This window comes from Streptomyces sp. NPDC014727 (assembly GCF_043083485.1).
Classification (GTDB): Bacteria; Actinomycetota; Actinomycetes; order Streptomycetales; family Streptomycetaceae; genus Streptomyces.
The window spans coordinates 13,452-31,697 of record NZ_JBIBYR010000033.1 but is presented as its reverse complement, the minus strand read 5'-3'; the positions used below and the strand labels follow the sequence as shown (position 1 = coordinate 31,697).

The 18,246-nt window shown below is 71.8% G+C and carries 13 protein-coding genes; 3 read left to right on the top strand and 10 right to left on the bottom strand.

Going from position 1 to position 18,246, the window contains the following annotated elements; all coding sequences use genetic code 11:
• The first annotated feature begins 88 nt into the window (after positions 1–88).
• Positions 89–1,234 carry a ThiF family adenylyltransferase gene (locus ACF1B9_RS32870; RefSeq protein WP_391741626.1) on the top strand — a complete coding sequence of 382 codons (1,146 nt, stop codon included), beginning with the start codon at positions 89–91 and terminating at the stop codon, positions 1,232–1,234.
• A gap of 41 nt (positions 1,235–1,275) precedes the next feature.
• Positions 1,276–2,670 (top strand): ABC1 kinase family protein, encoded by a 1,395-nt coding sequence (locus tag ACF1B9_RS32865; RefSeq protein ID WP_391741625.1) that lies wholly within the window; start codon positions 1,276–1,278, stop codon positions 2,668–2,670.
• A gap of 129 nt (positions 2,671–2,799) precedes the next feature.
• On the opposite strand, the gene ACF1B9_RS32860 is transcribed toward ACF1B9_RS32865, so the two are convergent.
• From ACF1B9_RS32860 to ACF1B9_RS32840, 5 genes are all read right to left on the bottom strand, one after another.
• Positions 2,800–3,015 (bottom strand): hypothetical protein, encoded by a 216-nt coding sequence (locus ACF1B9_RS32860; RefSeq protein ID WP_376286697.1) that lies wholly within the window; start codon positions 3,013–3,015, stop codon positions 2,800–2,802.
• Between the two features lie 166 nt (positions 3,016–3,181).
• Complete coding sequence (locus tag ACF1B9_RS32855) at positions 3,182–3,505, bottom strand: hypothetical protein (protein ID WP_391741897.1); 324 nt, start codon at positions 3,503–3,505, stop codon at positions 3,182–3,184.
• Between the two features lie 32 nt (positions 3,506–3,537).
• A complete protein-coding gene (locus ACF1B9_RS32850) occupies positions 3,538–3,906 on the bottom strand; it encodes a WhiB family transcriptional regulator (RefSeq protein WP_351075452.1) in 369 nt (122 codons plus the stop codon).
• 173 nt (positions 3,907–4,079) lie between these two features.
• Positions 4,080–4,412 carry a hypothetical protein gene (locus tag ACF1B9_RS32845; protein ID WP_351075454.1) on the bottom strand — a complete coding sequence of 111 codons (333 nt, stop codon included), beginning with the start codon at positions 4,410–4,412 and terminating at the stop codon, positions 4,080–4,082.
• 165 nt (positions 4,413–4,577) lie between these two features.
• Entirely contained in the window at positions 4,578–6,770 is a 2,193-nt protein-coding gene (locus ACF1B9_RS32840) for an ATP-dependent DNA helicase UvrD2 (RefSeq protein ID WP_391741624.1), read from the bottom strand.
• Positions 6,771–7,174: 404 nt separating this feature from the next.
• Here ACF1B9_RS32840 and ACF1B9_RS32835 point away from each other — a divergent pair, with 404 nt between their 5' ends.
• Positions 7,175–7,429 (top strand): mycoredoxin, encoded by a 255-nt coding sequence (locus tag ACF1B9_RS32835; RefSeq protein ID WP_391741622.1) that lies wholly within the window; start codon positions 7,175–7,177, stop codon positions 7,427–7,429.
• A gap of 100 nt (positions 7,430–7,529) precedes the next feature.
• Here ACF1B9_RS32835 and nudC read toward each other — a convergent pair whose 3' ends face one another.
• From nudC to ACF1B9_RS32810, 5 genes are all read right to left on the bottom strand, one after another.
• On the bottom strand, positions 7,530–8,477 hold the full coding sequence (nudC, locus tag ACF1B9_RS32830; RefSeq protein ID WP_391741620.1) for an NAD(+) diphosphatase: 948 nt from the start codon (positions 8,475–8,477) through the stop codon (positions 7,530–7,532).
• A 44-nt stretch (positions 8,478–8,521) separates the two neighbouring features.
• Entirely contained in the window at positions 8,522–9,916 is a 1,395-nt protein-coding gene (locus tag ACF1B9_RS32825) for a dipeptidase (protein ID WP_391741619.1), read from the bottom strand.
• Between the two features lie 55 nt (positions 9,917–9,971).
• Entirely contained in the window at positions 9,972–13,586 is a 3,615-nt protein-coding gene (locus ACF1B9_RS32820) for a UvrD-helicase domain-containing protein (protein ID WP_391741618.1), read from the bottom strand.
• A 133-nt stretch (positions 13,587–13,719) separates the two neighbouring features.
• Entirely contained in the window at positions 13,720–17,283 is a 3,564-nt protein-coding gene (locus ACF1B9_RS32815) for an ATP-dependent helicase (RefSeq protein WP_391741617.1), read from the bottom strand.
• A gap of 347 nt (positions 17,284–17,630) precedes the next feature.
• Complete coding sequence (locus ACF1B9_RS32810) at positions 17,631–18,143, bottom strand: MGMT family protein (RefSeq protein WP_391741895.1); 513 nt, start codon at positions 18,141–18,143, stop codon at positions 17,631–17,633.
• Positions 18,144–18,246: the final 103 nt, after the last annotated feature.

The window sequence follows — 18,246 nt, the reverse complement described above, 5'->3', positions numbered from 1 at the left end:
ACGGCTGCCTGCATTCTGACAACGGATCTCGTGAAGATCCGGACACAGCCCACGCACAGAGATCAAGGAACACAGACCGGGGGAAGCCGTGCATCCGATGTTGAAGCCCGCACTGCGCCGCGCCTGGCGCGGCCAAGGCACCGTGCAATTCGGGGTGACACCCGCTCATGCGGTCAAGCTCGGTCCGATGGATATCGCCACGGGCTGTTTTCTGGAACTGCTCGACGGTACGCGCGGTCTTCCGCTGCTGCGCGAAGAAGCGCGGGCACTGAACCTGTCGGACCATCAAATGGACACTTTGGTCGGGCGCTTGACGGCGGCCGGCCTGATCGACGACGTGCGGCCCGCCGGCCCCGAGATCGATGCGCTACGGAAGCGGTCCGGTGTCCTGGAGCGGCACCGCCCCGATCTGGCGTCGCTCTCCGTCGTGCATCCGGAGCCGGGCGGCGGGATGCGGCGGCTGGCCGCCCGCCGGGCGATGCGGGTCCAGGTCCGGGGCGCCGGGCGGGTCGGTGCCGCGATCGCGGCGGTGCTGTCCGGTTCCGGAGTGGGCCGGGTGGAGGTGCTGGACGGCGGGCACACGGAGGCGTGGGACGTCTCACCCGGCGGACTGCCACCGGCAGCGGTCGGGGAACGCAGGGACACCGCAGCCCGGCAACTGGTGCGCAGAGCCGCCGCCGGTTCGGCTCCTCGGGAAGCGGAAGCGGCGGCTTCCTCCGCGGGTGGCGAGCCGGGTCTCTCGCTGATCGTGGTCGCCCCTCGCGACGGGCTCGGGGTGTACGTCCCCGACCCGCGCACGGCCGAACCCTGGATCACTTCGGGAACACCCCATCTCTATGCCGGAGTGATGGAGGCGACGGGAGTGGTCGGGCCCCTGGTCCTGCCCGGGGGTACGGCATGCGCGGGCTGTCTGGCGCTGGATCGTGCGGATGGGGACGAGCAGTGGACCAGGATGCTGTCCCAGTGGCAGTCCGGGCGGCGCACCGCCGTGCAGGCCTGCGATCTGGCGCTGGCGACGGCGGTGGCAGGCCTCGCGGCCTCGCATGCGCTGTCCTTTCTGGACGGGGAGCTGCCCGCCAGTACGGGCACCCGGTGGGAAGCGGCGCTGCCTCTGTTGGACTGGCGGTCCGAGCGGATCCCGGCGCACCTCGACTGCTCCTGCGGAGCGGCTGGGCACACTGAGAGGGAGCGCGCCTCCGCGGTCGACGCGGCGCACGACACAATGGCCGGGTAACCGCCGCACGCGGTACGGCAGTCTGGGATTTGGAGGGGCTCATGTCTGATCTTCCCCGGAAAGCGGTCACCCGTACCGCCAAATTGGCCGCCCTGCCACTGGGCTTCGCCGGCCGCGCCACGTGGGGTCTGGGCAAGCGGATCGGTGGGAAGTCGGCGGAGCTGGTGGCCCGGGAGGTGCAGCAGCGCACCGCGGATCAGCTCTTCAAGGTCCTGGGCGAGTTGAAGGGCGGGGCGATGAAACTGGGTCAGGCCCTGTCCGTCTTCGAGTCGGCACTGCCGGAGGAGGTCGCCGGACCGTACCGGGCGGCGCTGACGAAACTGCAGGAAGCCGCACCTCCCCTGCCCAGCGCCACGGTGCACGCGGTACTGGAGGAACGGCTCGGCGAGGACTGGCAGGAACTGTTCCTCGAATTCGAGGACAAGCCGTCGGCCGCCGCCTCGATCGGCCAGGTGCACCGGGCGGTGTGGCACGACGGGCGGGACGTGGCGGTGAAGGTGCAGTATCCGGGCGCCGGAGAGGCGCTGCTCTCGGATCTGACTCAACTCAGCAGGTTCGCACGGCTGCTCGGCCCGTTGGTCCCCGGTATGGACATCAAGCCGCTCATCACGGAGCTGCGCGACCGGGTCGCGGAGGAACTGGACTACGAACAGGAGGCACGGTCGCAGCGTCACCATGCCGAGGAGTTCGCCGCCGACCCGGATGTCGTGATCCCCGGTGTGGTGCACCAGTCCGATCAGGTGCTGGTGACGGAGTGGATGGACGGTGTTCCGCTCGCCGACGTGATCGCGGACGGCACGCCGGAGCAGCGGGACCGGGCCGGTCAGTTGCTGGCGCGTTTTCTCTTCTCGGGGCCCGCGCGCACCGGTCTGCTCCACGCGGACCCGCATCCGGGCAACTTCCGGCTGCTGCCTCCGGACGCGGAGGCCGGCGAGGACGGGCAGTGGCGGCTCGGAGTGATGGACTTCGGCACGGTGGACCGGCTGCCGGGCGGCCTGCCGCAGATCATCGGGAACTCTCTGCGGCTGACGCTGGCGGGTGAGGCGGTGACGGTGTACGAGCTCCTGCGCGGGGAGGGATTCGTCAAGGACTCGATCGACCTCGACCCGGATGCGGTGCTCGACTACCTCCTCCCGATCATCGAGCCGGCTCAGGTGGAGGAGTTCACCTTCACCCGGAGCTGGATGCGCAATCAGGCGGCGCGGATCGCCGACCCCCGCTCCCCCGCCCATCAGTTGGGCAAGCAGCTGAATCTGCCGCCCGCCTATCTGCTGATACATCGGGTGACGCTGAGCACGATCGGGGTGCTGTGCCAGCTGGGTGCGACGGTACGGCTGCGTGACGAACTCGAATCCTGGCTCCCGGGATTCCTGATCGAAGATCAGGACGGGTCCGTGATCGAGGAGTTGGCGGGCGACGGGGCCATCGGCGCGTAGGCGGTCGGGCACCTGGCGCGGAGCCCGGGGCATCACGCCGTCGCATGACTGATTCGGGCTCCTTGCCCGGCTGTGTCGCCCGGCGGTCCCCTCCCTGAGCGACACCCCTTGGGCTGTCACCACCCGGCGTCACCACCAGGCGGAGTCGAGACGGCTCTCGATGGCTCTGATGTGGGTGCGGGCGCACTTCTCGCAGAAGTACTGGCGCCTGCCGTTCTCCACGGAGCAGATCCAGGTCGGCGGTGCGGTCTCGCTGTCGGCGGAGGTGTCGCACAGAGCACACGTGATCTCTGCTGCGTCCCTGCGTGCGACGTGCTGAATCCGGTGATGAGTCTCCTCGTCCACCTCGTGACGATAACTCCGTCGCCGCTGTGCCGCGCGGCACCACACAGCACGACCGCGGGGCCGGTCCGTCCGGACCGGCCCCGCGGAAGGGGTACTGACTGTGGGTACTGTCTGCTGCCGGGCAGAGCGGCTGCCCGGCAGCGGGTGCTGCTGGAGTTCGGCCTGACTAGTGCATGACCGCCATGGCCAGCGCACGGCGGGCGCGCATCGAGGCGCGCTCCGCCCGGCGCTGCATCCGGCGCGCGGCGACCAGGCGTACGGCCTGGCGTTGCGTGTCGGCTTCCCTCAGGCGGTCGTGCATATGCGCACGCGCCAGGGCTTCTGGGATGAGTTGCATCTCGCGGGTCCTGTTCTGACGCGAGTCGTTCGCGCCGATGATGGTGACGTTCGGTGTTGCGGAGCCGACGGGCTCATTCGTGGGGACGGACATCGGGGCCTGGTTTCGGGGATCGTGGGTGTGGGGACGGTCGATGGTTCCGACGCGCTTCATGGGTTTGGGGGCCGTGACCCCCAGTCCGGCGATCACGCCGCGACCGGGTTCTTGCGCGGACGACCACGCGGCCGCTTGCGAGCGACGACGACGCCCTGGATGAAGAGCTCACCGCCCCAGACGCCCCACGGCTCCCGGCGCTCCTTGGCGCCGGCGAGACACGCCTCGACGAGCGGGCAGGTGCGGCAGAGGGACTTGGCGTACTCGACGTCGGCCGGCGACTCGGCGAAGAAGACCTCCGGGTCGTAGGAGCGGCAGGGCACGGGCACGCCGAGGTTCTCGATGGCGTCGTCGAGCGCGGTGAGCGCGGTGAGGGGGGTCAAGGCGGAGTCCTCCGTGAGGCCGGGCGGCGGGATCGTGTCGGAAGGCGGTACGGACGGGGCGTGCGCTTCGAGTTGCACGGTGGGTGGTGTCCTCGTCTGGTCGTTCCGGCCTGTTGGCCGGGGGGCGGCTGGTACCGGGTGTTGCTTGTCCCGAGGCTCCTTCTCGCCGTCTCGTCCGTTTGGACAAAACAAAAGGGCCGCGGATCCCGAGTGGGGTTCCGCGGCCCTGAAGGCGCCGGCCTGACGATAAATCAGGCTGGATCACTCCAGGGTTCAGGCCCACGGAAGGCCCACATCGTGTGGTGCGTCATCTGCTTCTTGGCGCCGGATTCCGCTCCTGCACCGACGGCCGCAAAGGCATAGGCCTGGGCCTGTCCCTTCGCTACTGCTGCTGCCGGTGCCTGGGTCGGTCGCTCATTGCGCTCCTGCACGGGGAGGCTCGACAGGGACAGCGGGCTGACGGCGGAAATGCCGGACATACCGGTGCCACGCAGCGAGGACTTCGAAGAGCAGGCGAGGCCGAGCGAGCAGGCGGAGACGACCGAGAGATCGGTCATTTTGTTGGTCTTGATGATGCTGATCACTTCAATCGCCTCCTCTCGGCGTCTCGGGGGGACCGGCGGGCCGATCCTACGTATTCGGATAAGTACAGCACAGGGCCAGGGCTTCAGAGAAGTCGCTGTTCCCGTGGTTAAGAACCTATGGTGATGACTGGGGCGGGCGCAAACTATTTTTTCGACGAGTTTTTCTCACACCTCGTCAACGTCGTCCGCAAGCTCGTCCTCCACCGTCTCACCTGCGCAAATGGCGAGTACCGCGGTCCCGAAGCGGTCCAGCTTCCGCGCGCCGACGCCGGAGATACCGGCCAGCTCACCCGCGCTGCCCGGCACCGCCTCGGCGATCGCCATCAGTGTCCTGTCCGTGAACACGCAGTACGCGGGCTGGCCGATCTCCTTCGCCCGGACCGCCCGCCAGTCGCGCAGCCGCTCGTACAGCGCCTCGTCCATGTCGGAGGGGCAGTCGTCGCAGCGCATCAGCTTCATCTCGCCCGCGTCGGTCAGAGTCCTGCCGCAGACCCGGCACCGGGCAGGGCCACGCCGACCCCGCTTGGCGACCGGGCCGGGGCCCCGTTCGATTCCGCCGCCACCAGCCGTGCCGCGCGCACCGAGCGGCACGGAGCCGGGGCGCAGTCCGCTGAGGAAACGGCTCGGGCGCCTTCCGGCGCGGCCGCCGGGCGAGCGGGACAGCGACCACGACAGCGAGAGGTGGAAGCGGGCTCGTGTGACGCCGACGTACAGCAGTCGGCGCTCCTCCTCGATCTGCTCGTCGGTCTTGGCGTAGGTGATCGGCATCATGCCCTCGGTCAGCCCGACCAGAAAGACCGCGTCCCATTCCAGGCCCTTCGCCGAGTGCAGCGAGGCGAGAGTGACCCCCTGGACCGTGGGGGCGTGCTGGGCGGCGGCGCGCTCGTCCAGCTCCGCCACCAGATCGGAGAGCGTCGCGCCCGGCTTGGCCTGTTCGAAGTCCTCGGCGAGCCGGACCAGCGCGGCCAGGGACTCCCAGCGGTCCCGCACCGCCCCGGATCCCGCGGGCGGCTCCGTGGTCCACCCCTTGGTGGAGAGCACCGCGCGGACCTCCGCCGGCAGCCCCTCCGCGTCGTCGAGCAGGGAGTCGTTGCCCCCTGCGCGGGCCGCGCCGCGCAGGGCGACGCCCGCTTCGCGGACCTCCGCCCGTTCGAAGAAGCGCTCCGCTCCGCGCAGCTGGTACGGCACGCCCGCGTCGGCCAGGGCCTGTTCGTAGACCTCGGACTGGGAGTTGACCCGGTAGAGCACGGCGATCTCGCCGGCCGGGACTCCCGCGGCGATCAGATCACGGATGCGGCGTGCGGTGCCCTCCGCCTCCGCGGGCTCGTCCGCGTACTCCGTGTAGACGGGTTCGGGGCCGGGTTCGCGCTGCGAGACCAGTTCCAGCCGGTGCTCGGCTGCCCGGCCGCGGGCCTGGCCGAGGAGTCTGTTGGCCAGATGGACGACCTGGGGGGTGGAGCGGTAGTCCCGGACCAGCTTGACCACCGTCGCGTTGGGGTGGCGGGTGCGGAAGTTCAGCAGGTGGTCGGGGGTTGCTCCGGTGAAGGAGTAGATCGTCTGGCTGGCGTCACCCACGACGCACAGGGTGTCCCGGTCGCCGAGCCAGAGGTCGAGCAGCCGCTGCTGGAGAGGACTGACGTCCTGGTACTCGTCGACGACGAAGTGCTGGTACTGACGGCGGACGTGATCGGCGATGTCGTGGCGGTCCTGAAGGATGGCGACGGTCAGCAGCAGCACGTCCTCGAAGTCGATCACCGAGCGGTCGCGCTTCAGCTGCTCGTACATCGCGTAGATCTGGGAGATCTCGGCCGGGTCGCGCGGGGCGTCCCGCTGGATCTTGGCGACCACGGCCGGATAGTCCGCGGGCACGGTCTGCGTGACTTTGGACCACTCGATCTCGCTGGTGACATCGCGCAACTCGTTGCGGTCGAGCCGGATGCGGCAGCGGGCCGCGGCCTCGGCGACCAGCTGGACCTTGCGCTCCAGCAGCCGGGGCAGGTCACCACCGACCGCCTTCGGCCAGAAGTACTGGAGCTGGCGCAGGGCGGCGGAGTGGAACGTCCGCGCCTGCACTCCGCCCGCGCCGAGCTGGCGCAGCCGTCCTCGCATCTCGCCCGCGGCCCGGTTGGTGAACGTGACGGCGAGCACGCTCGTCGGCTGAAGTATTCCGGCGCGCACTCCGTAGGCGATGCGATGGGTGATCGCACGCGTCTTGCCCGTACCGGCTCCGGCCAGCACACACACCGGGCCGTGCAGGGCCATGGCGACCTCGCGCTGCTCGGGGTCCAGGCCGTCGAGCACGGCGTCGGCCGACTCGGGGACCTGCGGGAAGAGGGAGGAATGCGTTGCTGCTGTCACCCCGCCATGCTGCCAGGTCGCAAGAGGCCGGTGCGAAGGTTGTCCACAGGGGGGCAGCGTCTGTCGTACTAATGCGGGAGTGGCGGTCCCATGCGGGAACGAGGGTCCCGTACGGGGGTCGCAGTCCCGGGCAGGAAAGTGGCGGTGACGTACGAGGGTCGCGGTGCGGGGTACGAAGGTGGCGGCCCCAAGTACGAGGTTGTGCTCCTCGATACGAAGGTGACGGTTCGATGCCAGGGGCCGGTCCGCCGTGCGACAGAGGGGCGGCAGCGGGAATGGTGGTCGGCTCGCGTACGTTCCCTTTCCGTGCGGCGACGCACTTTCCAGCTTCTCCGCGTGACGGATGAGATGGATGAGTCAGACGACAGGTCTGAGAAGACTGATGAGACAAGGGAGCGCGAAGCATGCCGGGCACTGTGACGATGTACAGCACCACGTGGTGCGGCTACTGCCGTCGGCTCAAGGGCCAGATGGACCGCGAGGGCATCGCCTACAACGAGATCAACATCGAGCAGGACCCGGAGTCCGCCGCTTTCGTCGAGAAGGCCAACGGGGGCAACCAGACGGTTCCCACCGTCCTGGTGGTCGGCTCCACGGGTATCGAGGCCGTCATGACGAACCCGTCCCTGGCCCAGGTCAAGCAGGCACTGGCCGCCTGACCCGCTCCGCGGTACGGGAACGCCCTCTCCGGTCGAGCAGCGCCGGAGGGGGCGTTCCCGTATCTCGTGAGCCGTCGGTCGGCCGATGCAGACCGGCGCGTCAGCCGACGGCGCCCGGCTTCGGGAGCGGCTTGCCGTACCAGAGTTCGATCAGGCGGGCCGCGATCGAGATGCCGTACGGGGGCATGATCTCGCCCGACTCGAAGGCCGCCGTCAGGTCCTCACGGGAGAACCAGCGGGCCTCCTCGATCTCCTCGCCGTCCACATTGATCTCGGAGGAGGCCGCCCGCGCCATGAAGCCCAGCATCAGGCTGGACGGGAACGGCCAGGGCTGGCTGGCGATGTACTCGACCTCGCCGACCGTGACGCCCGCTTCCTCGAAGACCTCGCGGGCCACGGACTGCTCGATCGACTCCCCCGGCTCGACGAAGCCCGCGAGCGTCGAGAAGCGGCCCTCGGGCCAGTGCACCTGGCGGCCCAGCAGGGCGCGGTCCTGCTCGTCCGTCACCAGCATGATGACCGCGGGGTCCGTCCGCGGGTAGTGCTCGGCGCCGCAGGCCGGGCAGCGCCGGATGTGGCCGGCCGCCGCGATGACCGTGCGCTCGCCGCAGCGGGAGCAGAAGCGGTGCAGGCGCTGCCAGTTCTCCAGGGCCACCGCGTGCACCATCAGGCCCGCGTCGCGGGGGCCGAGCAGCAGTCCGGCCTCGCGCAGACCCGCCGGACGGGCCGGCTGGTCCATGCGGCCGGGCAGGGAGTCCTTCTGGAGCGCGAAGTAGCTGACGCCGTCCTCGTCGGTGCCGAGGAAGTAGCGGTGGGTCTCGGTGACCGGGGCCTCGAAGGCCGGGGTCATGACGATCTCCGTACCGCCGTCGGCCGTGTCGTCGATCAGCACCTGCCCACCGGAGACGACGAACACACGGGTGGTCGGGTGGCTCCAGGCGGCGGACAGCCACGCCTCGTCGAGGCGGTGGTGCGCCGCGCGGTCGATGCCGCTGGGCGCGGTGAGACCGATGGGCCGGTCTGCGGTGGCGTTGTCGAAGGTGCTCAAAGGTGCTTCCTACTCCCCCGGGACGGATCGGGTGTTCAGAGGATTCAGCGGAGTGCGACGGCCAGCTCGCCCCAGAGGTGGGCGGTCGTCTGCACGCCCTTGAGCAGAAGGTCGAGTTCGACCTTCTCGTTGGGAGCGTGCCAGCCGTCGGACGGTACGGAGATACCCAGGAAGAGGACGGGAGCGCCGAGCACGTCCTGCAGGTCGGCGGCGGGCCCGGAGCCTCCTTCGCGGGTGAAGAGGATCTTCTGGCCGAAGGCCCGTCCCATGGCGCGGGCCACGGCCTGCAGGGCCGGGTGGTCCAGCGGTGTCAGACAGGGGCGGGTGGCGGGCGCGAAGGTGATGCGGTGGCGGACACCGGCCGGGATCTGCGCCTCGGCCCAGGCTCGTACGACCTGCTGGACGTGGTCGGGGTCCTGGCCGGCGACCAGCCGGAAGCTGATCTTCACGAGGGCGGAGGAGGGGATGATCGTCTTGCTGCCGGCGCCCTGGTAGCCGCCGCCGATGCCGTTGACCTCGGCGGTGGGGCGGGCCCAGACGCGTTCCAGCGTGGAGTAGCCGGCCTCGCCCGACGCCGCCCGGGACCTGGCGGTACGCAGCCAGGTGGCCTCGTCGAAGGGCAGTTCGGCGAAGAGCGCGCGCTCGGTGTCGGTGAGATCCGTCACGCCGTCGTAGAAACCGGGGATCGCGACCCGGCCGTCCGCGTCGTGCAGGGCGGCGACGAGCCGGGCCACGGCGGTCGCCGGGTTGGGGACGGCGCCGCCGAACGAACCGGAGTGGATGTCCTGCTCGGGGCCGTGCAGCTCGATCTCGCACTCGGCGAGGCCGCGCATACCCGTGCAGACCGTGGGGGTCTTCTCGTCCCACATGCCGGTGTCGGAGACGATCACCGCGTCGGCGGTGAGCCGGGCGGCCCGTGCTTCGGCCAGCGCGCGGAAGTTCGGGGAGCCGGACTCCTCCTCGCCCTCGATCAACAGCTTGAGATTGACGGCGGGGGTGGTGCGGCCGGTGGTGGCGAGGTGGGCCCGCACACCGAGGGTGTGGAAGAACACCTGCCCCTTGTCGTCGGCGGCGCCCCGCCCGTACATACGGCCGTCGCGGATCACCGGCTCGAACGGGTCGGTGTCCCAGCCGTCCTCGCGTGCGGCGGGCTGCACGTCGTGGTGCCCGTAGACGAGAACGGTCGGGGCGTCCGGGTCGTCGGACGGCCACTCGGCGAAGACCGCGGGCGCGCCGGGCGTCTCCCAGATCTCGCTGACCGGGAAGCCGGTCTCCCTGAGCTTGGCGGACAGCCACTCGGCGCTGCGTCGCACGTCCCCGTCGTGGACCGGCTGGGCGGATACGGACGGGATGCGCAGCCAGTCGGCGAGGTCGTCGAGGAAGGCTGTGCGGTGCTGCTCGGTGTACGTACGGACGGCGCTGTCCGGGGTGTCGCTCATGGCCTTGAGCCTAGTGCCTCGCCCAGCGGGGTCCGCCCGCCCGCGGTGACCCGGCCTACCCCGTGGGAGGCGGCTCGTCCAGCAGGATCCGCTCCAGCTCCGCCCGGCCCGGGAGGCGGACGGGGCGGACGGTCTGCCCGCTGCGTACGTACAGGAACGTGGCGGTGACATCGGTGAGCGGGAGGCCGTGCAGTTCGGCCCAGGCCAGGCGGTAGACCGCGAGCTGGAGAGGGTCGGCGGTATGGGCGCGGGTGGTCTTCCAGTCGACGATCTCGTAGGTGTCCCCGGTGCGGTACACCGCGTCGATACGGCCCCGGATCACCCGGCCGGCCAGGGTGATCTGGAACGGCGTCTCCACGCGGTACGGGGTGCGGCGGGCGTAGGGGGTGCGCTCGAAGGCCTCCTTGAGTGCGGCGAGGTCGCGCTCGTCGGCGATCTCGGCATCGCTCTCGTCTCCGCCCGGAAGTTCGTCCGGCCCGAGCATGGGCAGTGGCAGCTCCTCGAAACGGGACTCCACCCAGGCGTGGAAGCGGGTGCCGCGGCGGGCCGCGGGCTGCGGGGGCCGGGGCATGGGCCGGGCCAGTTCCTGGGCGAAGCCGTCGGGGTCGTCGGCCAGGCGCAACAGCTGGGTGGCGGAGAGGGACGCGGGTACGAGGACGTCGCGCACGGTGGCGCGGGCGCGGCGCAGTTCGCCGGTGAGGGCGTCGAGGTCGCGGTCCCAGGAGGCGAGCGTGCGGGACTCCTCGGGGGTGAGGCGGCGGTCCTCGGCGGGCTCGGGGGCGCGGGCCGCCGGGACGTGTGATGTGGGGGCGGGGGGCTGGGCGGGTGGAGGGATGGGGAGACGAACGGGGGCCGGGAAGGGCCGGGCAGCGGTCCGTGGGGGCTCCGGCGACAGTGCGTCCCAGTCGTCGGCGTCGTCAGGGAACGCCTCGCTGTCGGGAAACGGGGCGTCGTCGACGAACGGGGCGTCGGGGAACGCCTCGTCGTCGTACGGCCCGTCATACGGATCCGGGACGTCGGGCGACGCCTCGTACGCGTCCGGCACGCCCTCCGACGCGGCCAGTGCCTCCAGATGCGCCATCACCGTGTCCGCGGCGGCCCGGCGGCGGGTCAGCGCGATGCCGTCCAGCGGAAGCGGCCACGCCCGGTCGGTCTCCTTCTCGGCGAGCGCCGGGTTCTCCTCGTCCTCGGCCGGTTCGTCCGCCCAGGCCTCGATCTCGCCGTGTCCGGCCGCGCAGTGCTCGTACAGCGCGTGCAGGAAGTCGGACGGGCCGCGCGGCTTCTTCTGGGTCGGGCCCCACCAGTGGCCGGAGCCGAGCAGCAGACCGCGGGGCCTGGTGAAGGTGACGTATCCCAGGCGGAGCTCCTCGGTGTGCTGGTGCTCCTTCATCTCCTCCTTGAACCCCTTGAGCCCCTTGGCGTCCCAGGAGTGGATGACGGGAAGGGTGGCCCTGTCCCCGCGCAGGGCGTGCGGAAGGACCTTGGACTGGGACGTCCAGGCGTCGCGGGACTGGCTGCTGGGGAACTGGCCGGTGACCAGTCCCGGCACCGCGACGACATCCCACTCCAGGCCCTTGGACTTGTGGGCGGTGAGGACCTTGACGGTGTTCTCCCCGCCGGGCAGGGCGTTGTCCAGGCCCTTCTCGTACTGGACGGCGGTCCGCAGGAAGCCCAGGAACGCGAGGAGGGTGGCCTCCCCGTCGACGGCGGCGAAGCGGGCCGCGACGTCCAGGAAGTTGGCGAGGGTCTCTCGGCGGCGGGCGGCCAGGGCGTGCGGCGACGCGGAGAGCTCGACCTCAAGGCCGGTGGTGGCGAGGACGCGGTGCAGCACGTCCATGAGGGGGTCGGCCAGCGAGCGGCGCAGGTCGCGCAGTTCGGCGGCCAGGCGGGCGAAGCGGATGCGGGCCTCGGTGGAGAACGGAAGGCCGTCGTCCTCTCCTCCGCCCGATTCGAGAAAGGTGTCCAGTGCGTCGGCGAGCGAGATCACCTCGGCGGGGTCGATGCCTTCGACGGCCTCGGCGAGGCGGCGGTCGGGGTCGAAGCCGTCCTCGTCGCCGTGGGCCGCGCGGTGGACGAGGAGGCGGGCACGACGGCCGAGGAGCGCCAGGTCGCGGGGGCCGATCCGCCAGCGGGGGCCTGTGAGCAGCCGGACCAGGGAGGCATTGGCGCCGGGGTCCTGGAGCACCTCGCAGACCGCGACGAGGTCGGCGACCTCGGGCAGGTGCAGCAGCCCGGACAGGCCGACGACCTCGACCGGAATGTCACGGGCCACCAGCGCGGCCTGGATCTGCGGGAAGTCGCCCGCGGTGCGGCACAGGACGGCGATCTCACCGGGCGCCTTTCCGGTCCTGACGAGGTGGGCGATCGAGTCGGCGAGCCAGTCGAGCTCCTCGGTGTGGGTACGCAGGAGGGCGCAGCGGACGGTGCCGTCCCGTTCGGCGCCGGGGGCGGGGCGCAACGCCTCGACGCCCTCGTGCATGACACGCAGGGGGGCGGCCAGGCCGTTGGCGAGGTGGAGGAGCCGGCCGCCGCTGCGACGGTTCTCGCCGAGGGAGTAGCGGGTGGCGGGCGTTCCGTCGGCGTGCGGGAAGTGGACCGGGAAGTCGTCCAGGTTGGCCACGGAGGCACCGCGCCAGCCGTAGATCGCCTGACAGGGGTCACCGACGGCGGTGACGGCGTGGCCGGCCCCCGCTGCTTCGGCGGTCCGCGCGCCGGCCGCGGTCTCCGCCGTCCGCGCCACCGCCCTTCCGGTCGGCGTCTCCGTGGCCTCCGTCCCGGAACCGGAACCGGAACCGGGGCGTCGGCCGAAGAGTGCGGAGAGCAGCAGGCGCTGGGCGACCGAGGTGTCCTGGTACTCGTCGAGCAGGACGACCCGGAATTCTTCGCGCAGGATCGCGCCGACCTCCGGGCGGGTGAGGGCCAGCTCGGCCGAGAGCGCGATCTGGTCACCGAAGTCGAGGAGGTCACGGCTCTTCTTGGCCTCGCGGTAGCGCCGGGTCAGCTGCAGCAGCTCACGACGGGCCTGCGCGGTCTCGGGGATCTTGCGCAGTTCGGCGTTGGTGAGCCGGGCCGATTCGAGCGTGCGGAGGAGGTCGGTGTCGTACTCCGCGAGCTGTTCGGGCCGCACGAGATGCTCGGCCAGCTCGGCGTCGAGGGCCAGCAGATCGCTGACCAGGGTGGGGAACGACCTGGTCAGGGCCGGATACGGGCCGGGGGCCTCGCGCAGCACGCGGGCGGCGAGCTGGTAGCGGGTGGCATCGGCCAGGAGGCGGGTGGTGGGTTCGAGCCCGATCCGGAGCCCGTGCTCGGTGAGGAGCCGGCCGGCGAACGCGTGGTAGGTGGAGATGCTGGGCTCGCCCGGGGGGTTGTCCGGGTCGATGGCGTCCGGATCGGTGACCCCGGCCGCGATCAGGGCCTTGCGGACGCGCTCGGCGAGCTCCCCCGCCGCCTTGTTGGTGAAGGTGAGTCCGAGGACCTGCTCGGGGGCGACCTGTCCCGTCCCGACCAGCCACACCACACGGGCCGCCATCACCGTGGTCTTCCCCGACCCGGCCCCGGCCACGATCACCTGAGGGGCGGGCGGCGCCGTGATGCAGGCCGTCTGCTCCGGGGTGAACGGGATCCCGAGGAGTTCCTTGAGCTGCTCGGGATCGGTGATACGTGAGGACACCCGACCGAGGCTAACCGGGCGCACCGACAAACGGCACGGACACCGGCCCGGCCCGGTCCGGTCCGGTCCGGTCCGGTCCGCATCAACATCCACGTCGTGGTCGCCCGCAGCCGTCCGGGGAACGCCGGAAAAGTCACTCCAGGATGTGGCGGCCCTCCGGCTGTGCGCTGCACGAGGCCCGGAAGGCGCAGTGCGTGCAGTGCTGGCCGGTCGTGGGGGTGAAGCGTTCGTCCAGGACCCGGCCGGCGGCCGTGGCCAGGAGATCGGAGACCCACTCCCCGGAGAGCGGTTCCTGGGCCTGCACCTTGGGGAGGGTGTCACCGCCTTCCTTCTTGGGGGCGGGCTGGCGCAGCTGCACGAGTTCGGCGCCGCCGGGCACGGGGCGCCGACCGTCGAAGACCTCGTCGACCGCCCCTTCCCGTACGGCCAGCTGGTACACGGCGAGCTGCGGGTGCCGGGTGACCTCGTCCTTGGTCGGGGACTGCTTGCCGGTCTTGAAGTCCACGACGTACGCCCGGCCCTCGGCGTCCTCTTCCACCCGGTCCATGGAGCCGCGGATGCGCACCTCGTACTCCCCCGCCGCCAGCGTCACGTCGAAGTCGTGCTCGCTCGCGGCGGGGGTGCGGCCGGCCCGGTCCATGACGTGCCAGCGCAGGAAGCGTTCCAGGGCGGCCCTGGCCTGTTCCTTCTCCTGCCGGGACTTCCAGGGGGCGTCGAAGGCGAGTCCGTCCCAGACCGAGTCCAGCCGCTCCATCAGGACGGCCAGGTCCGCGGGGGTGCGTCCGGACGCCACCTCGTCAGCGAGTACGTGGACGACGTTGCCGAAACCCTGTGCGGCCGTCGCGGGGGCGTCCGCCTTCACCTCGCGACCGAGGAACCACTGGAGTGCGCAGGTGTTGGCGAGCTGGTCGAGCGCGCTGCCGGAGAGGGCCACGGGCTGGTCCCGGTCGCGGAGCGGAACGGTGGAACGGGTCGGCTCGTACAGGCCCCACCAGCGATACGGATGGGCCGCGGGTACGAGCGGCTGGCCCTCGTCGTCGGTGAGCGCGGCGAGCCGGGCGAGGCGGCGGGCGGCTGCCTCGCGCAGGGTGTCGGAGGCTTCGGGGTCGACGGTGGTGGCGCGGAGTTCGGCCACGAGCGCGGCCACGGCGAGCGGGCGGCGCGGCCGGCCGGTGACGTCGCGCGGTTCGACGCCGAGCTCGGCGAGGAAGCGGGACGGCTGGTCGCCGTCGTCGGCGGGCGCCTTGACCGCGGTGACGACAAGACGTTCCCGGGCACGGGTCGCCGCGACATAGAAGAGGCGGCGTTCCTCTGCGAGGAGGGCGCCGGGGGTGAGCGGTTCGGCCAGGCCGTCACGGCCGATCCGGTCCGCTTCGAGCAACGAACCGCGGCGGCGCAGGTCCGGCCAGAGCCCCTCCTGCACTCCCGCGACGACGACCAGGCGCCACTCCAGGCCCTTGGACCGGTGTGCAGTCATCAGCCGAACGGCGTCGGGGCGCACGGCGCGCCTGGAGAGGGTGTCGGCCGCGATGTCCTGGGCGTCGACTTCCTCCAGGAAGTTGAGCGCGCCGCGCCCGCCGGTGCGTTCCTCGGCGCGGGCCGCGGTGTCGAAGAGGGCGCAGACGGCGTCGAGGTCGCGGTCGGCGTTGCGGCCGCCCGCCCCGCCGCGCAGCGCGGCACGTTCCAGCCGCGCGGGCCATGGGGTCCCGGACCACAGCTCCCACAGGACCTCTTCCGCGGTACCGCCGCCTTCGAGGAGCTCACGCGCCTTGCGCAGAAGTGCGCCGAGGCGCTGGGCGCCGCGGGCGTACGCCGGATCGTGCGCGACGAGCCGTTCGGGCTCGGCGAGCGCGCGGGCCAGCAGGTCGCCGGAGGGCGCCGGTACGCGGTTCCCGGCGGACCTCTCCTCGTCGCGCAGGGCCCGGCCGAGCCGACGCAGATCGGCCGCGTCCATGGCTCCGAGGGGAGAGGCGAGGAGGGTCAGGGCGGTCTCGGTGTCCAGCCAGGAGATCGCTTCGGGGGCGGGGGCCCGGCCAAAAGCCGGATCGGGTTCCCGGCCGGGAGCCGGATCGGGTTCCCGGCCGAGGTCCTGCTCGGGGACCCCTGTCTCCGCCTCCGCCGATGCCTCCGCCGATGCCTCCGCCGCCACCGCAGCAGGGACCTCCTCGCTCTCCGGGACAGGAGCCTGCGTCACTGGGGCCTCCGGGACAAGGGCCTCCGTCACGGGGGCGTCTGCCACAGAGGTCTCCGTCGTGGAGGTTTCCGCGCCTCGGCTCAGCGCCGCTGTCGCGACGGCACGGAGGGCTGTCAGGAGCGGTGCCACAGCCGGTTCGTGGCGCAGGGGGAGATCGTCACCGTCGATGTCCAGGGGTACGCCCGCCGATGTCAGGGCCCGGCGCACCGAGGGGATCGTGCGGCCTCCGGCCCGTACGAGCACCGCCATCTCGTTCCACGGGACACCGTCCTCCAGATGTGCCCGGCGCAACAGGTCGGCGATGTTGTCGAGCTCGGCGGAGGCGGTCGGGTAGGTGTACGCCTCCACGTTGCCGCCCTCGCGGACCGCGACGAGCTCCCGGTGGGCGCGGACCTTCGCCGAGGGCAGCCGGGTCAGCGGCATCCGGCGGGTGAGCAGCCGGGTGGCGGCCAGCAGCTGTCCGCCGGAACGTCGCGAGGTGGTCAGGACGCCGACCGGGGCCGGGGTGCCGTCCGCCCGCCGGAACGTCTCCGGGAAGTCGAGGATGCCGTTCACATCGGCGCCCCGGAACGCGTAGATCGACTGGTCCGGGTCGCCGAAGGCCACCAGGTCCCGGCCGCCCCCGGCGCCCGGCCCGCTCCCCCGGTTGCCGGCCAGCGCGTGCAGCAGCCGTACCTGCGCCGGGTCCGTGTCCTGGTACTCGTCCACGAACACCGCGTCGTACCGCCCGGCCAGCGACGCCGAGACCTCGGGGCGCTCCGCGAGCAGCACGGCCCGGTGCACCAGCTCCGCGTAGTCCAGCACCCCCTGCGCGTCCAGCACGTCCAGGTACTCGGCGAGGAACTCGGCGGCGGCCCCCCAGTCCGGTCGGCCGGTGCGGCGGGCGAAGTCGGCCAGCGCGTCCGGGCCCAGGCCCAGCTCGCGGCTGCGGGCGAGCACCGCCCGTACCTCGTCGGCGAAACCGCGCGTGGTCAGACAGGCCCGCAGCTCGTCGGGCCAGCGGATGTGCGCGAAGCCGTCCCTGTCGAGTTCGAGCTGACCTGCGAGCAGTTCGCGGACGGTGACGTCCTGCTCCGGTCCGGAGAGCAGTCGCATCGGTTCGGCGAAGAGGTCGGCGTCCTGATGGGCGCGCACCAGTGCGTAACAGAAGGAGTGGAACGTGGTGGCCTGCGGACCGCGGGCGGCGCCGAGCCTGGCGGCCATCCGGTCGCGCAGCTCCACGGCGGCCTTGCGGCTGAAGGTGAGGACCAGGAGGCGTGCCGGGTCGCCGCCCCGTGCCACACGTGCGGCGACCGCCTCGACGAGCGTGGTCGTCTTGCCGGTGCCGGGTCCGGCCAGCACCAGGAGCGGGCCGCCGGCGTGTTCAACCACCGCACGTTGCGCCGCGTCCAGAAGAGGGGGAGCCACGGAGCCCGGCGGGGTGCGCACCAGTCGGTACGCGCCCGCGGTCCGCTGCCGTGCCTGACGGTGCGGACTGTGCCGGGTGAAGGAGGAGGAACTCACGTGGTTCGCCGGTCCTGGTGGGTGTACGGGTGAGGAGGGTGCGGTGCGTGCCGCGAACTGACGACGCTACGCCAGCGGGGGCGCGATGCGGGGCGAGTCCGCTGCGTGCCTCGTCACGTTCCGCGTCACCGACGCCCTCGGCACGCTCCATGCCGCGGGAGCGATCGCCACGCGCCGGGTCGCGGGCGCCGTGGGCACGCTCCACGCCGCGGGAACCGTCGCCACGCGCCGTATCGAGGGCGCTCCCGGCACGCTTCGCCTCACGGGTGCTGCCGCGTATCGCGTCGTGTTCCCCATCACGTGTCGGGCCCGCCGCCGCCCGTTGCGCCCCCGAATGGCCGAAGCTGTCAGGTGTGAGCACCTTCGCCCTTGTCCCTGCCCGCGCTCGCGCCCGCGCCCGCGCCCGCGTCCGCGCCGCCGGTGACGCCGTCCCAGCGTGCCCGCTTCATGTCGAGCCGCGGCAGATGGCCCTCCGCGCTGCGCGACGCCTCGCGCAGCGGGGTGCTCTCCTCCCGGTAGTGGCCCAGCGCACGCAGTTCGTGGCCGGGGAGCAGTGCCCCGTCGGCACGCACCACGCGCCACCACGGCACTGCGGCCCCGTACAGCGCCATGACCCGGCCGACCTGGCGCGGGCCCCCGTCGCCCAGCCACTCGGCGACATCTCCATACGTCATGACACGGCCCGGCGGGATCAGCTCGGTGACATCGAGCACCCGCTCCGCGTACTCGGGCAGCTCGTCGACAGCCCGGCCGTCGATCACACCGCCGTCGATCGCACCTTCGTCGATCGCCCGGTCGTGGATCGTCCGGTCGCCGCTCGTCCCGTCGCCGCTCGTCCGGTGTTGGCTCATCCGGCTCATCCTGCCGTACTCCACCGACAGTCCGGCGCGATCCGAGAGCGTCATTTCACGGGGCGTGCGTGCGGGGACAAAGGAGCGTATGTTGCGCTTCGCATGTCCGCGC